This window comes from Shewanella sp. KJ2020 (assembly GCF_024197625.1).
Taxonomy (GTDB): Bacteria; Pseudomonadota; Gammaproteobacteria; order Enterobacterales; family Shewanellaceae; genus Shewanella.
Window position 1 is genome coordinate 300227 of record NZ_JAKUKD010000032.1, and the last position, 14853, is coordinate 315079.

Genomic DNA, 14853 nt, shown 5'->3' on the forward strand with positions numbered 1-14853 from the left:
GTAGACTCGCAGCCTTATTTCAGGCATACCTCTGCATTCAGGATTTACTATGGCCCTCAAAGCGACCGTATTTAAGGTCAACCTTCAGATCGCCGATATGGACCGTGGTTATTACCAGGATCACCAATTGACACTGGCCCAGCATCCATCTGAAACCGATGGCCGCATGATGGTGCGTTTACTCGCTTTTATTATCAATGCCAGTGCCACCTTAGCGTTCAGTAAAGGTCTGTGTGTCGATGATGAGCCCGAACTTTGGGACAAGGCCTTATCCGGTGAAATTGATCTTTGGGTTGAGTTTGGCCAAGCCGATGAAAAATGGCTCAGAAAAGCCAGTGGCCGCGCCAAAGCGGTACAACTCTTCGCCTATGGCGGCCGTAGTGTGCCCATTTGGTGGAAGCAGAATCAGCAAGCATTAGAGCGCTATCAAAATCTTAAGGTGTGGAATATTGCCGAAGAGTCGGTGTCCGCAATGGAGGCGCTGGTTAGCCGCACTATGGCGCTGCAGGTGTCTATCAGTGAAGGGCAAATCTGGCTTTCGGATAATAACAACAGCGTGTTGGTTGAACCCGAAATTCTCAAAGATATTCAATAATACATCCTATAAAAAAGAGCCTGCAATTGCAGGCTCTGGTCTTTTCATTGAAAGATTATTGGAATTTCAGTTCCCAGCTATCGATATAGCCAATGTCACTACGGCCGCTATCTACGGCTTTCAACATCCATACACCGCTTGACTCAACACCCGTCATATCAACGGTATAGCTCTTATTGATATTGTCAGCACTGCCACCACTATTGCTGTGCAGTGTGGCGATTTGACCCGTTGGACTGACTAACTGCACTTTTAAGTCACCGATATAAGGGTGAACTATGTTCACTACCGCAGTCACAGTGCCAGAATTACCTGTGCGAGTGACGGTAATTGGGCTAGTGATCCCTGTTGTTTTATTATCAGGGATATTGTAATTGTCAGCGTTGATATAGTCGGTTGGTGTCGTTGGAGGTGTGCTACCGCCAGTTGATGCAGTGTAACTTGCCGTTAATGACACACCACTAAAGGTTGAATAACCTTTCACCATTGCGTAGTAAGTACCTGATTGTACGTTGGTTATAGGGCAAGACTCGCTATTGCCACTTTTATATGGACGGCAATCGTAGTTCGAGGTTGTTGGTGCTGCGCCATATTGCACATACAGGTCTGCATCGCCTGTGCCGCCGTTCATCACAAAACCTAAGTTTGTCGCACCTTGTGGCACGTCAAAGGAGAAGTGCAGTTCTTCACTCGCTGCGCCAGTTAAGCCCGTTTTAGCGACACCGTTAACCAACACACCGTCGGTAGGTGTTGGGTCGACAGGATCGGTTGGACCATCACAAGACGCATCTAAGAAGGTTTTCGCGGCAACGGCATTGACTAAACCGTAACCATAGTAATTGTCACGACCCGCAGTACCGAGATCTTCTGCCGTCATTTTCAATGCGTTACGGACTTGCGCCGCACTACACTCTGGGTGATAGCTCCACACTAAGGTGGCAACACCCGACACATGTGGCGTCGCCATCGAAGTGCCGTTGTAGTACTCGTAATCTTTATTGCCTTGATTACTCACTGTGACACTGGCACCAATTTGATTACGCAGTGCTAAACCTGTTGCGCGATCCACTGATACCGACACTAAATTGGCTTCATTGTTGGCATCAACAAGGAAGGGGTTTTGTAAACCAGGTAATGCCACGTTACTGTAAACAATCACCGCACTGGCGCCCGCATTTTTACAGGCCTTCACAGCGTTAATTTCAGGGTAGCTAGTGCCTTGATTACCCACACGTTCTACTAAACAGACTTTGTTGGTCATGCTGCCGCAATTGAAGCTAGTGCCGCTAACGGTACATTCCGCCAGTGTAGCTGTGGTCGTACCGTTGAATGGTGCGGGCACATAGTTGCCGCCCGATGAAATAAGGCGATTATGCGGTACAACACCTGAATCAAAGTAAGACTGACCACCGATAGTGATATCGGCTAAACGGCCTTCGCCACGGGTGACTGTGGATAGGATGGCTTCACCTGGACCAGATATTTCCACTTGGTTGGTGTATTGGGAGAACGCTGAATGGTCTTTATGGTTATCCACTGAGGCAACAGACATCACGCCATCGTAGGATGCTGGATAGCTGTGAGTGCTATCACCTGCGTTACCCGCAGCGGCAATCAAGAGCACGCCATTATTATAGTGGGCAGCCAGAGCATTACGCTCGGTGGTGCTTGAACCCGAACCGCCTAAACTCATAGTGACAACATTGGCGCCGTTGGCAACGCAAGTGTCTACCGCGGCGACTAAGGATGAAGAATAACCCCAGCCCGCTTCGTTAAACACTTTCACCACATGAATATTGGCATTTTGATTTGGCATGACGCCGATCACGCCATCATCATTGGCAATCGCCGCAATCGTGCCCGCAACGTGGGTTCCGTGGGCGTTGTTATTGCCAGGCTCAAACCAGTTACCTGTGCCTGAGTTATTGGTGCCTGTGACATTGTTGCCACTCAACTCGCTGTGGCCACGGTCGTAGCCCGAATCGATAATACAGATAGTACGGTTACCCGCTTGGCTATCGCTTAACTGAGTCGCACCGACAAAGGTTTGACCCCAAGGCGTGCTTTCACTGAGTAAGCGGCGTGGCATGTCTTCTTCAACATATTCCACATCGGCACGGGACTTTAACGCTTTAATGCCCTTGGCATCGAGTTTGACCGAGTAGCTGTTACTGCGGCCAATACGCTTCATTTCTTTTGCTTGAACTTTATTGAGTACACTATGCTGCGCACTGACTTCTGCCGCCTGTGGTTGATCATTCATCGAGGTGGAGAGTGCATTTGCTTGCGTGTCATCGGTTGCTTGCAGATTGTCAGTAGACATTACTGCCGCATCGGCATTTTTAAATTTAACTATGTAGCGTTTTGGCAGGGGAGAGGTCTGTGCCTGCATCGCTGCAGCAAAGCCGGGCGCTTGGGGCGCAGCTTGTACTCCGGCTGAAATTGCAATAGCTAAGCTTGATAGGCTTAACGCTATTTTTGCGGTTCTGTTGATTGTCATGTATTTCTTCCATGGTCAATTTAGTGTTAATCATTATTATTTTGTGTTTTTAAAGAATAACTACGACTTAGACGTTACTCGGTTAGTGAATTTATCTTCGGATGTGGGTGTTGTAAATTAATTGTTAACAGTATAGTGGTTGGTAAATTTTTTTGATTTTTAAGCGGTAAAATTGAATAAAGATTCAATATGTAACAAACTGTAACGAATTTGATGCTAAAATGATGTTTTTTTATGTGGAAAAAATGAATAAATTAAAGCGAATTTATCCAAATTCTTAATACCAAAGGTTGTGGTTGTCTTGTTTATCTTTTTGAAATTCATGTATATATTTTTTTGGAATTAAAAATATTAATTTATAATGTTTAATCTTAAGTATTCGAGTGAATTTTTCTCAAGTGATTGATTATGCGAAATTGTTGCAAAGCGCTGTCAATGGGGTGGCAGTTGCCAATTCGTTGACGATCTTTAGCCGCTGATGATAAGCCTCTGGCACAAATTGCTGAGATGTCCCTTGACGTGGGTATTTAAGGCAGTGAATAAGGTGAGGCGTGACTGATAAGGAGGATGCAGAGTGCTATCCGGCGTTTTGCTTCATTTAGGCAATAAAAAAGCGCCATTGGGCGCTTTTTGCGGGTAAAGCTTGAATTATTCTGGCAGGGTGAAAGTGCGAAGCGATTTATAGCGTTTCTTTATGCCCCACATCCCACTTTAAACCAGAATTTATTCGGTGGCCTTCTTACTTAGTGGGTGTTTTTTGCGCCTCGATTAAGCTTTGATAGCCGCCAGCATTATGGGTTTGAGTATACCCGGCGGCGACTAGAGCCTCTATTGCTATGCTGCTTCGGCGACCACTGCGGCAATACAAGACGACTGGCGCATCTTTGGCTATACCACGCTTGGCAAATTCCTCTGCTACTTGCTCGAAGGGAATATTCACCGCATTGGTTAAATGACCTTCGGCGAATTCTTCGGGTGTTCTGACATCGACGACCATAGCACCAGCGGCAATTTTATCCCAAGCGATTGCTGCATCTTGCTCGGCGGCATTTGCCATCGTTGGCACTAGCAGTGGCATGAGTACCAGTGATAGCAGGCAAAACAGAGCAAGGCGCAGCATACTTTCACCGCGTAACAGTACATTGTGAATCACTTTATCTCTCCTTGAAGGATTAACTTTGTTTTGCAATCTCAGCTTCTGATTTTATTCCCAATTTACGTAAAACCATGGCGGCGGGACAGAAGCCTGTGAATGCGCTCTGGAATAGGTTAGCGCCAACAAAGGCCGTTAACCAGACAAAGTTATGATGTACTAAGGCGGTTAACACCAAAGACAGTAACACCATAAATCCTGCAAAAGCCATAATACTGCGTTCTAAAGACATACCTTGCTCCTTGAGGCAGCGCTATGGCTGCCAATTGTGTGATTAATTGGATGCTTGAGTTAAGTTTATGCGGTTTTTCATGGCCGCGTAATACAGCACTGGGATCACGACTAAAGTCAGCAGCGTCGAGATAAAAATCCCGAAAATCAAACTGATCGCAAGTCCATTGAAAATCGGATCATCCAAAATAAATAGGGCTCCTATCATGGCCGCTAAAGCGGTAAGCATAATGGGTTTTGCCCGCACGGCACCCGAGTGGATCACCGCCCGCTCAAAGGGCACGCCGGATGCGGTTTCTTGATTGATAAAATCCACTAATAATATCGAGTTACGCACAATGATCCCCGCTAACGCTATCATGCCTATCATAGACGTCGCAGTGAACTGGGCTCCGAGCAGGGCATGGCCTGGCATCACACCAATCACTGTCAGTGGAATAGGCGCCATGATAATAAGCGGCACCAGATAGGATCTAAACTGAGCTACCACCAGTAAATAAATCGCTATCATGCCAACGGCATAGGCGATGCCCATATCCCTAAAGGTTTCGTAGGTGATCTTCCATTCGCCATCCCAGAGCACGGCGACTGAGTCGAGTCCTGTGGGTTGATGGATATAATGTTGATCAAAACCTAAACCATCGGCACCATCGATTTTGCCCGCCATATCGAACATGCCGTAGAGTGGGCTGTCCAGTGGCCCTGACATGTCGGCGACGACCATCACCATAGGGATCATGTTTTTATGGATAATAGGGGCATCTATCTTGCCGCGCTTAATCGTCACTAGCTCAGAGACTGGCACTGATTGCCCGGTTTGGCTTTGCAGCTTCAGGTTTAGTACTTGTTCTAAATCGGCCTTAGCGCCTTCTTTAAGTTGTAAGCGAATGGGCACAGGTTGCTTCTGTTGGACTTGATGTAAATAGCTCACATCTTTGCCACCAACCGAGGTCGCGATCAAATCGACAATATTGCTGTAGGGCACAGCCATCAGGCTGGCTTTACTGCGGTCGATCATCACTTGCCATTTCTGTTGTGCTGCGGGCAGGAAGATATCGATATCGACCACATCTTTGGTCTCGTGAAATAGCGCCTGCATGTCATAGGCCGCCTGCTCACGGATAGCCGGGCTTGGACCATAGACTTCAGCGACTATGGGTGACCAAACGGGTGGGCCTGGGGGCACTTCAACTACTTTAATATTGGCTCTATATTGGGCGCCAATATGTTGTAGATCTTCCCTTACAGACAGGGCAATGCTGTGGCTATCACGGTCCCTATGTTTTTTATCCACCAGATTGACCTGAATATCACCTAGTTCCTGACTGTTACGCAGGAAGTAATGGCGCACTAAGCCATTAAAGTTCATCGGTGCATTGGTGCCCGCATAGAGTTGTAGGTGCTCGACCTCGGGTACTGTCGCCAGATAACGGCTTAAATCCTGTAGCACTCTTTGTGTCTGTTCGACGGGGGTGCCCTCAGGCATATCCACCATCACTTGAAATTCCGACTTGTTATCGAAGGGCAGCATTTTAAGCACCACAAGCTGGCCTACGGGCAGGGCAACGGCGATACCTATTAGTACAAATATCCCAGCGGCCAAACCGACTCTGGCCTTACGGGCATTCTTACCCAGTAGAAACGGGCCGATTAAACGGTTAAAGAGGCGCACCATCTTGCTTTCTGCCTCATCGGTTTGCACCGTATGAGTGTCATTATGGGGCTCATGCTTCAACAGTTTGCGACTCAGCCATGGCGTAACGATAAAAGCGACGGCGAGGGAAATGAGCATACCCATACTGGCATTAATGGGAATTGGGCTCATGTAGGGCCCCATTAAGCCGGATACGAAAGCCATAGGTAGTAAAGCCGCGATAACGGTAAAGGTGGCTAGAATGGTGGGGCCACCCACTTCATCGACGGCCACGGGGATAAGCTCGCTGAAGGATTTTTTGCCAAGGGCCATATGTCTGTGGATGTTTTCTACCACGACTATGGCATCGTCGACCAAGATACCGATGGAGAAAATCAGGGCGAAAAGTGACACGCGGTTTAAGGTGAATCCCCAGGCCCAAGAGGCAAAGAGGGTGATCGCTAGTGTGATAATAATGGCCACGCCAACGACTAAGGATTCCCGGGCTCCCATGGTGAGGAAGACCAGCACTACAACGGCAGTCGTGGCAAAAATTAACTTTAACATCAATGTATTGGATTTATCTGCCGCAGTTTCACCGTAATTGCGCGATACAGTGACTTCCACATTATCAGGAATGAGCACATTGTCGACCTGTGCCATACGCTCGCGCACGGCATCGGCAATATCGACGGCGTTTTGCCCTGGCTGTTTACCTATAGCGATAGTGACTGCGGGATAAATATCGGTTTTATCGGCGTGCCAGACACTCTTCTTGGGGATATCACTCTTTAAACTGATATCGGCAATATCCGCTAAATAAACTGGAATCGTGTTACCGCTTTTATCCTGTGAAATACTGACAACCAGTTGCTTGATATCATCGATAGACTGCAGAAATTGCCCGGCTTGGACTTTAATTTCCTGATTGCCCTGCACTAGGGATGCGGGCATTGAAATATGGTTATTGTCGTTTAGGCTTTGTTTTAGCTTGTCATAGGTTAGATTGAAACTGTTCATTTTGGCGGGATCGATCCGCACATTCGCTACCATCTCATGTTGGCCAAGGGTGTAGATCTCGCGCGAGCCGGGGATACGCTTCAGTTCGGTCTCTAAACCTAGTGCAACGTGGGTAAGCTGCTCGGCCGAAACCTTCTGGTCCTTTGACCATAGGGTTAAGCTAACAATCGGGACATCATCTATGCCGCGGGGCTTAATCAAGGGTTCGCCAACCCCAGCTCCTAGGGGCAGTTTATCCATATTGGAATAAATCTGATTATACAGGCTGACAATGGCATCGTTTCGAGCGACACCCACCTCGAAGATGACGATAATCAGTGCACCATCGGGTTGGGAAAACGAATAAAGTGTATCTATCCCTTTGATTTCGGAGATCACTTGCTCCGCAGGTAGAGTCACTAAATTTTCCACCTCTGCGGGAGTTGCGCCGGGAAAGGGGATAAACACGTCGGCGAAGGTGACGTCAATCTGCGGTTCTTCTTCCTTTGGCGTCACGAGAATGGCAAATAGTCCCAGTAGCAACCCGAGTAGAGCGAGCAGCGGGGTGATGGCGCTATTTTGGAAGGCCGCGGCAATTCGGCCCGAAATCCCAAGTGTGTTCTGTGGTACAGGATCATGTTTCATAAAACAACCTCGACAAAGCTTGCGTCGCTTAGGAATTTATTGCTTTTTATTGAGCAACACTTGATAAGCATCCATGGCGACAGTGTCACCGGACTTCAGTCCCGCAAGCACTTCTACTTCCCCATTTAAGGGTTCACCGACGCGCACTTGAGTCAACACAAAGGCTTCACCCTGTTTCAGGTAAACACCGCTGAGTTCATTCATAGTGATCAACGCCGACACGGGAAGTTGAATTTTTTCCCGTTCGCCATTTTTAAAGGAGGCTTTTGCCCATGTGCCGGGTTGTAGGTTGGCTTCATTCTCTGGCAGATTAATCCGCACTTGATAACTGTGGCTGACGGGATCGGCGAAGCTAAAAATGGTGAGATCCCTTGAGGTTAGCTCACGGCCGTCACTTAAACGGACAATAAATTCTGGGGCATTCTTGAGTTGATTAATGTAGCGCTGCGGCACTTGGGTGATTGCGCGCATTTGATTGGCTGAAAATCCCGAGAGCAAAGGTTGCCCTGGGCTGACAGTTTCACCTAACTGCACAAATCGCTCTGTGACTATGCCACTAAAGGGGGCGGATACCACAGTGTACTTTAAGGATTCCGTCGCCTTGATAACCCGGGCCTGTGCTGCGCTGACGGCTTGCTCAGTCGCCTTGGCATTCGCGGTCGCTTCATCCATAGCGCCCTTAGAAATCGCGCCTTGGGGGAAAAGCTCTTTATAGCGCTTGTACTGGGCTTGAGATTCGACATTCAGTGCTCTGGCTTTGGCCAGATCGGCCTCAAAACTTGCCAACTCGGCGCCTTGCTCTTTACTGGTGATTTCCAGTAGCGCGGCGCCCTCGGGGACGACATCGTTAACATCGTAGTTGAGTTTGATAATGCGACCAGAGGTTTGCGCCGATACAGTCGCCGCTTTTACCGCCTCAATAGTGGCATCTAACGTCACCCAGTTTGCATAGGGCTTGCTCATTACTTCCATCGTTTCCAGTGAAGTTGCTTGTACTTGCACACCAGAAAACGCGAGTAAAACCAAAAGAACACGGGGTATTGTAGCCATATTAAATCATCCCAAATACAATTTATGAGAAAATTCTAATGGAGTTGTTTTCAATAGGCAATGAATATTTATTAGAAAAAATTAATGCAATCGATTCCACTAATATAGGAATAGGGCAGACCAATACCTTATTCTTATCGTTTCAGTGGGTTCCGATTAAGCCTTTAGTCGTTTAAATAATAGGTGAGCGTGGAAACAATGCGAATTTGTTTAATGTAGGGCGTGCTGCTATCGCGGTCGGAAATCGTAAATTGGCCTTGGCTGGCGCTTTTGATCTTACCTAGGCGCGAGTCTGAATCCTTGGCAAATTTTTCAGCAACTTCCCGGGCATTTTGCGTCGCTTCTTGTACCATCACAGGTTTGACACTGTTAAGGTCAGTAAACAAAAACTCAGTGCGATTATCATAGTCTTGGCTGGCGATGGCGATACCTTCTTTCACAAGATTAATCATTTGCTTACGGGTGTTCAGCATGAGATCAATCTGTGGGGTATAAACCGATAGGTTCACTTTTGCCGAGTAACGGTATCTGACGTTGGGATCGACATAACCTTGGGCTTGGCGATCTTCAATTGAAGGCAAAGAGACAGTAATTTCGCTGTCGCTAAAGCCTTGTTCTTTTAGAAAAGCAACGACTCTATCGGTTTTTTGCTGAACCGTTTCATAGAGCTTTGGCAGATTATTATCCACCTCAGTAAAGTTAATCGGCCAAATCGCCACATTAGCTTTGACTTCTTTTTCAGCTAGCCCTTTTACCGTGACAGTCCGTTCCATGGCTTTCATTTGCAATAGTGCTGAGCTTGCTGTCTGGCCTACATAAACAAGCCCCGCGCAAAGGAAACCCCCTAATAGCAGGGCAGGAAGGATATTACTTTTTTCCATAAAAAGAATCTCTTGATTAGATGAACTCGGTCTACGATACCGAATAAACCTTAAGCATGCACTGGGTTTATTCGGAACAGATGCCGCTTAAGGCAGAGGAGATTATGTTGATATATCGGTTTAAAGGATTTTATTTTTCAGTAGGGATGACGCTTGGCTGCCATAACTCGACTTTATTGCCATCGGGGTCGATAAACCAGCCAAAGCGACCAAATTCAGAGTCTTCGATGGTGCCGATAAGCTGGCCGCCACCTTGGCTAACCTGGGCGAGTGCTTGTGCTAGATCATCAACAACAAAGTTGAACATAAACCCTTTATCTGAGGGGGCGAAATAGTCCGTGCTGTGGGCGAAGGGGGTCCAAACATGGTAGCCAAGAGTTGATTTATCTGTGTGATAAAACGCGGCGCCGCCCCAGTTTTCAATGGGGACTTGAAGATGAGTTTTATACCAAGTTGCCAAGGCAACGGGATCGACACTTTTAAAGAAAATTCCACCGAGTCCAATGACTTTAGCCATAGCCGTAGCTGCGTTTACAGGAGTGTGGATTAACTTTAGGCAATAAATGCTTAAGATACAAAAAAGCCGCAATAATGCGGCTTTTTTGGTGGGTGAACGGCTTAGAACTGGTAGCTGTATTGCATTGAATAGTACATGCCGCTTGATTCAGTAATTGCATTAACAGGGCCTGTGATAGCGCTGTTTTCGATCAAGTGAACTTCTTCACCTTTAATATACGCAATACCAAAGTCAACGGTGTTTTGTGGGTTGATGTGGTAGCTCATACCCGCTGTGTACCAGTTACGGTCAGAGTCTGGGAATGAAATTGAGCTGATTTCGTCGACAACGCCTTGGTCATGCATATAACCGGCACGGACAGTGAATTGCTCGTTGATAGTGTAAGTACCACCTAGGCTGAATAACCATGAATCTTTCCATTGGTATTCTTTCAGTGCAACATCACCTACGGCTTGAGTCACTCCGACAGCTGCAATCGTGGCTGTACCATCTTTAGCCGTGATTTGATCGAAGTTGCCCCACTGGGTGTGCTGCGCTGTATAGTGCAGAGCAAACTTAGGGGTGATTTGATGGAAACCTGCAACTTGGAAGATATCCGCTAGCGGTACATCTAAACTGTCAAAATTGGTCGCAACCGGAACAGTACCCACACCAGGAATGGTTGTCATCGAGACAGTATTAATATCACCTTCAACATTCACTGTTGGGCTGAAACGGTAGCTGATACCGAAACGGTTATCTTTATCTAGCTCAATAGTGGCACCCACTATACCACCGAAGGCCCAGCCGTCAGCATCCACATCAACAAGTGGAACTGTGCCCATATTACGGGTTAAACGGCCTTCACCGTAGACTGCATCAACACCCGCACCAATACTGAACATATCGTTAATGCGGTATGACACGCTAGCGTTAAAGTTGACTGTGGTCACTTCGGTTTCGCCAAGCAGATCATAGGGTGCTGGTGAACCTGCGGGTAAATTCTTAGAGAGTGAGCTTGCGTCTGTTCCCGTGCCGAAGTTAGAGAATGCCGCAAAACCCACGGCGAATTTATCGTCGATTGGGTGGATGTAGAAAATATTAGGGATAATTTTAGACGAACCTGCATCGTCTATGCTGCCTAAGTCAACCGCGCCACCGCCAAAGTTCACGTCTTTAACGTCAACGGTAATATCGGCATAGGTTAAGCCGAAGGAGATCGCATCTTTATCGAATAATGCCATAGCTGCTGGGTTACGGGATAACACGGAAGCGTTATCGGCGATAACTGCATCACCAGCAAATGCGCGGCCCATACCTGTGGCTGATTGGCTGTTTAATTGGAAGCCTGAAGCGAATGTTTGTGTACTCGCCAGTGCCACGGAAACGGCAATAAGTGTCTTGTTGAATGTTTTCATTATTATTCTCTCTATTTATAAGTATCGGATTTTGTCTGGCCCTAGTGCCCAGAAATGCTAAAACCCTTTTATAGTCTCGGCAATCTTAGGGATTGGGTGTAACGCCAACAAGTCCGACCAGATGTAAATAATGTTAAATTTCAGTTAATTAAAGTCGAGTTAAACAGGTGTTATACATTAGTGTGATTGAATGGTCTGGCCAGATGCTTGGTGCCAAAGGTTTTTAATGGTCGGAGGAGTTTTAATTTTGGTTAACAGTTTGTGACTGATGGTTTGCGAATAAAAAGATACAAAATGTAAAAAGCGTACAGGTGTACGCTTTTTACGGCCTTAATTAAAAGGTGTGGCTTATAACGCGGATTTGAACTGCTCAAATTCTGCAGTGATTTTGGCATCGGGGGCAGAGAATTTACTGACGATTACCCCTGCGAGGATCGCAAACATAAAGCCTGGCAGTATTTCGTATAAGTCGAAAATCCCCCCAGTGAATTGCTTCCAAATCACGACGGTTAATGCGCCGACAATGATAGTGGCGATGGCGCCATTACGACTGTATTGCTTCCAAAATAGGGATAGCAGAACCACTGGACCAAAGGCGGCGCCAAAACCTGCCCAAGCATAGCTCACTAGGCTGAGCACGCTGCTTTCGGGATTAAGGGCGATCACGCCAGCAATGACCGCAATGGCAAGTACGCCCAAGCGGCCCACCATCATTAATTCACGATCGTCGGCCTTTGGGCGTAACCATTTGCGGTAAAAATCTTCAGTAATCACGCTTGAGCAAACTAACAGTTGTGAATCGATGGTACTCATAATCGCCGATAAAATGGCGGCGATTAAAAGACCTGCAACCCATGGGTTGAATGCAGTTAACGCTAAATGGATAAATACGGTTTCTGAATTGGCCAATGGCTCTTTAGCAAAATAGATTGAGCCTGCAATACCTGTGGCTAACGCGCCCATCAGAGATAACACCATCCAGCTCATAGCGATACGGCGTGATAAAGGCAGGGCATCGGCGCTGCCGATGGCCATAAAGCGCGACAAAATATGTGGCTGGCCAAAATAACCTAGGCCCCATGCGAGCAGGGATAACATACCTATCACTGTGGTTTTGTCACTGATTAACGCCAACATGGCAGGATCGATAGCCTCAATTCCTGCCTGGCTGTCAGGGAGAGATAAAATAGTGACAGGGACAATTAACAGGGCGATAAGCATCAAACAGCCTTGGAAAAAATCCGTCCAGCACACTGCAAAAAAACCACCGATAAAGGTATAACCGACAATGATGGCCGAGCCAATCACTAGGGCAGAGGTGTAATCGAGCCCAAAGACTTTCTCAAACAGAATCGCGCCACCGACCATGCCGGAGGATGCATAGAAAGTGAAGAAAACTAAAATAGTCACGGCGGAAACCAGCTTCAAATAACCTTGGTTATCGTGGAACCGTTTCTCAAAAAAATCGGGTAGGGTAAGAGCATTGTCTGCTAATTGGGTATAAATACGTAGTCGTTTGGCAACAAATAGCCAGTTAAGCCAAGCACCCAAAATTAGCCCTATGCCAATCCAAGCTTCCCCTAAACCGCCTAAATAGACGGCGCCGGGTAAACCCAGTAATAACCAGCCGGACATATCGGATGCACCTACGCTGAGTGCGGTCACTGCGGGGCCCATTTTGCGGCCACCTAAAATATAGTCATCTACAGTATCTGTGGCGCGGTAAGCCCAAAAACCTATGGCCATCATCAGAACTAAATAACCAACAAATGTGATTAAAATCGGGGTTTCAATCGTCATCTTGCCTTTTCCCATCTTTTTATTATTAAAAGTGGCAAGCATGCTACCAGATGTTTGAGTAAGAGCCCATTAGCGGATAAAAATGTGATCAAAATCTGACCTGCGATAGTGTGTAAATATCGAAGGCCGATTTAAAAATCATTTAGATAATATAAGGTTAAATAAAGGTATTCTGGATTTCTTCTTTTACAAAGCGAAGATCGGCTTGATCCTCTGCCACCAGTAAAATAAAGGCATCAGCGGTTTCAAACCCCATGCCTTGATATTTAGTATCGGCAAAGGTTTGGTTTAGCACCATACGTTTCTCGAGAGGCACAATAAAAAGCGTCACTTTGCCTTGCTCGCCTTGCAGCACTAAATGCAGGCTTTTAACCCCTTGAAAATCACAGTAGGAGGTGAAATACACTTTGCCCGGCTGCTCGATAAACTTGGCATGGCCGACATTTTTCAGAGAGGTGAGCTGGGCATTGACCTGACTAAAACTGACGTTTTGGTCAAGATGTAAGGCCATATCTTCATGGTAGACATGGGCCAGCGCATGCTCGGCTAAATCGACTGGGCCTAAACGCAGTAGGCTAAAACTCACGCCGATCACAAAGGCAATTGAGGCCGCCATTGCAACTAAAAAGCCCGTTTGGCGGCGCTGTTTATGGTGCTGTTGTAACTGCTGGCGCAAAATCAGCTTATCGGCGAGGTCCTCAGGTATATCGACTTTAAGTGCGCTCGTCAGCTTAGCATCTAAGTTTTTGAGTTCACTCACCAATGCCTGATATTCACTCTTCTCCTGTATTTGCTGGAGAAACTCGAGATCTTGATTATGAGGATCTTCATAGGCTTGACGTCTAAATTTAAGCTCATCCATTGGATTGACCTCTCACCTCATTTTTTTCAAGTAATTCTTTCAATTGGCTCCTCGCCCGAAATAAACGCGTCATAACGGTATTGCGATTGAGTTCCATCAGTTCTGCTATTTCATCGCCACTAAAGCCACCAATCAGCTGGAGCAAGAGCGGCTCGCGGTATTCAATATCGAGCTTGGCGATTTGCCTGCGGATCAGATATTGCTCGGTCTGCTCTTCACTGCTATTGGAGATATTGTCTTCCAAGGTATCTTGCTCAACGTCGGAATAATCGAACTGTTTACGTTCGAACCGCCGGGCATTTTCACGCCTAAGAATGGTGATAAGCCATGCCTTCGCCGCTTTATCATCCTTGAGGGAATCCAAAGAGCGCCACGCCCGCAAGAAGGTTTCTTGGGTAATGTCTTCAGCCACGTGTTTATCGCCGCATAACCAATAGGCGTAGCGGAAGATATCGGCATGCAGCGCCTTAACTAGGCTGTTGTATCGTCGTTGTTTGCTCAGCATGTCAGAAGAGACCGCAGGCTCGACGGATTTATTACGCCAGTGAGCAAACATTTTTATACTTTTGGCATTTTAGCTTGATATTCAA

12 protein-coding genes are annotated in these 14853 nt (G+C 46.9%); 1 reads left to right on the plus strand and 11 read right to left on the minus strand.

Annotated elements, in window-relative coordinates; all coding sequences use genetic code 11:
* Nucleotides 1-49 precede the first annotated feature (49 nt).
* Entirely contained in the window at nucleotides 50-595 is a 546-nt protein-coding gene (locus MJO46_RS19340) for a YaeQ family protein (RefSeq protein ID WP_198780426.1), read from the plus strand.
* Between the two features lie 55 nt (nucleotides 596-650).
* Here the strand turns inward: MJO46_RS19340 and MJO46_RS19345 are convergent, their stop codons facing one another.
* The 11 genes from MJO46_RS19345 to MJO46_RS19395 form a co-directional block, all read right to left on the minus strand.
* Entirely contained in the window at nucleotides 651-3095 is a 2445-nt protein-coding gene (locus tag MJO46_RS19345; protein WP_253990712.1) for a S8 family serine peptidase, read from the minus strand.
* 739 nt (nucleotides 3096-3834) lie between these two features.
* Nucleotides 3835-4248 (minus strand): rhodanese-like domain-containing protein, encoded by a 414-nt coding sequence (locus MJO46_RS19350; RefSeq protein ID WP_253990713.1) that lies wholly within the window; start codon nucleotides 4246-4248, stop codon nucleotides 3835-3837.
* 19 nt (nucleotides 4249-4267) lie between these two features.
* Nucleotides 4268-4480, minus strand: a complete 213-nt coding sequence (locus MJO46_RS19355; RefSeq protein ID WP_007649432.1) for a DUF2892 domain-containing protein — start codon at nucleotides 4478-4480, stop codon at nucleotides 4268-4270.
* A gap of 42 nt (nucleotides 4481-4522) precedes the next feature.
* Nucleotides 4523-7756, minus strand: a complete 3234-nt coding sequence (locus tag MJO46_RS19360; RefSeq protein ID WP_253990714.1) for an efflux RND transporter permease subunit — start codon at nucleotides 7754-7756, stop codon at nucleotides 4523-4525.
* Between the two features lie 36 nt (nucleotides 7757-7792).
* Nucleotides 7793-8806 carry an efflux RND transporter periplasmic adaptor subunit gene (locus MJO46_RS19365; protein WP_253990715.1) on the minus strand — a complete coding sequence of 338 codons (1014 nt, stop codon included), beginning with the start codon at nucleotides 8804-8806 and terminating at the stop codon, nucleotides 7793-7795.
* 164 nt (nucleotides 8807-8970) lie between these two features.
* On the minus strand, nucleotides 8971-9687 hold the full coding sequence (locus tag MJO46_RS19370; protein WP_113940700.1) for an SIMPL domain-containing protein: 717 nt from the start codon (nucleotides 9685-9687) through the stop codon (nucleotides 8971-8973).
* A gap of 130 nt (nucleotides 9688-9817) precedes the next feature.
* A complete protein-coding gene (locus MJO46_RS19375; protein WP_253990716.1) occupies nucleotides 9818-10204 on the minus strand; it encodes a VOC family protein in 387 nt (128 codons plus the stop codon).
* 101 nt (nucleotides 10205-10305) lie between these two features.
* On the minus strand, nucleotides 10306-11601 hold the full coding sequence (locus tag MJO46_RS19380) for an OmpP1/FadL family transporter (RefSeq protein WP_253990717.1): 1296 nt from the start codon (nucleotides 11599-11601) through the stop codon (nucleotides 10306-10308).
* Nucleotides 11602-11949: 348 nt separating this feature from the next.
* Nucleotides 11950-13401 (minus strand): sodium/proline symporter PutP, encoded by a 1452-nt coding sequence (putP, locus tag MJO46_RS19385; RefSeq protein ID WP_253990718.1) that lies wholly within the window; start codon nucleotides 13399-13401, stop codon nucleotides 11950-11952.
* A 157-nt stretch (nucleotides 13402-13558) separates the two neighbouring features.
* Nucleotides 13559-14263, minus strand: a complete 705-nt coding sequence (locus tag MJO46_RS19390) for a DUF3379 domain-containing protein (protein ID WP_253990719.1) — start codon at nucleotides 14261-14263, stop codon at nucleotides 13559-13561.
* Complete coding sequence (locus MJO46_RS19395; protein ID WP_253990720.1) at nucleotides 14256-14819, minus strand: sigma-70 family RNA polymerase sigma factor; 564 nt, start codon at nucleotides 14817-14819, stop codon at nucleotides 14256-14258. The genes MJO46_RS19390 and MJO46_RS19395 overlap by 8 nt, the downstream gene beginning before the upstream one ends.
* Nucleotides 14820-14853 lie beyond the last annotated feature (34 nt).

Excerpts from the sequence above, each read along its gene's own strand:
- MJO46_RS19340 (WP_198780426.1), top strand. The coding sequence starts at position 50 with ATGGCCCTCAAAGCGACCGTATTTAAGGTCAACCTTCAGATCGCCGAT.
- MJO46_RS19345 (WP_253990712.1), bottom strand. The coding sequence starts at position 3,095 with ATGACAATCAACAGAACCGCAAAAATAGCGTTAAGCCTATCAAGCTTA.
- MJO46_RS19355 (WP_007649432.1), bottom strand. The coding sequence starts at position 4,480 with ATGTCTTTAGAACGCAGTATTATGGCTTTTGCAGGATTTATGGTGTTA.
- MJO46_RS19360 (WP_253990714.1), bottom strand. The coding sequence starts at position 7,756 with ATGAAACATGATCCTGTACCACAGAACACACTTGGGATTTCGGGCCGA.
- MJO46_RS19365 (WP_253990715.1), bottom strand. The coding sequence starts at position 8,806 with ATGGCTACAATACCCCGTGTTCTTTTGGTTTTACTCGCGTTTTCTGGT.
- MJO46_RS19370 (WP_113940700.1), bottom strand. The coding sequence starts at position 9,687 with ATGGAAAAAAGTAATATCCTTCCTGCCCTGCTATTAGGGGGTTTCCTT.
- MJO46_RS19375 (WP_253990716.1), bottom strand. The coding sequence starts at position 10,204 with ATGGCTAAAGTCATTGGACTCGGTGGAATTTTCTTTAAAAGTGTCGAT.
- MJO46_RS19380 (WP_253990717.1), bottom strand. The coding sequence starts at position 11,601 with ATGAAAACATTCAACAAGACACTTATTGCCGTTTCCGTGGCACTGGCG.
- putP (WP_253990718.1), bottom strand. The coding sequence starts at position 13,401 with ATGACGATTGAAACCCCGATTTTAATCACATTTGTTGGTTATTTAGTT.
- MJO46_RS19390 (WP_253990719.1), bottom strand. The coding sequence starts at position 14,263 with ATGGATGAGCTTAAATTTAGACGTCAAGCCTATGAAGATCCTCATAAT.
- MJO46_RS19395 (WP_253990720.1), bottom strand. The coding sequence starts at position 14,819 with ATGTTTGCTCACTGGCGTAATAAATCCGTCGAGCCTGCGGTCTCTTCT.